This is a genomic window from Lysinibacillus fusiformis (assembly GCF_003049525.1).
GTDB classification, from domain to species: domain Bacteria; phylum Bacillota; class Bacilli; order Bacillales_A; family Planococcaceae; genus Lysinibacillus; species Lysinibacillus fusiformis.
Genome location: NZ_PYWL01000057.1, coordinates 1 through 420, shown reverse-complemented (window position 1 = coordinate 420; position 420 = coordinate 1). Strand labels below are relative to the sequence as shown.

Annotated in this window: 1 protein-coding gene; it reads left to right on the top strand. The window is 45.7% G+C overall.

Translation table 11 applies throughout. The features are described 5' to 3' along the window. The coding region (locus tag C9J29_RS24070; RefSeq protein ID WP_237068922.1) for a glycosyl hydrolase family 18 protein at positions 1-420 on the top strand (420 nt) is incomplete at both ends.

Here is a 420-nt window from a genome sequence, read left to right as displayed (position 1 = left end):
TTGGGGCATATGATTACGCCGCGATTGGAAGTGTCGCAGACATTGTTGCGGTCATGACAATTGACTATGGATACCCGGGCGGCCCGCCAGATCCGGTTTCTCCTATTTGGTGGATGGAGCAGGTTGTTCAATATTCCATCACCCAAATCAATCCTCGTAAACTACAAATTGCGATGCCGCTTTATGGCTATGACAAGGTCGTTGGGACAAATGCCACTCGTGCATTGGCAATAGCAACTGCCCAAAACCAAGCCATTTCTATAGGATCTCCCATCCAATTTGACCTACCTTCGATGTCGCCATGGTATCGGCATTGGAGTACTGGCGTAGAGCATGTTGTTTGGTATGAAGACATTAGAAGTTTTATAGAAAAATATCGTTTAATTGATCGTTATCAACTGTTAGGGGCAACATTCTGGC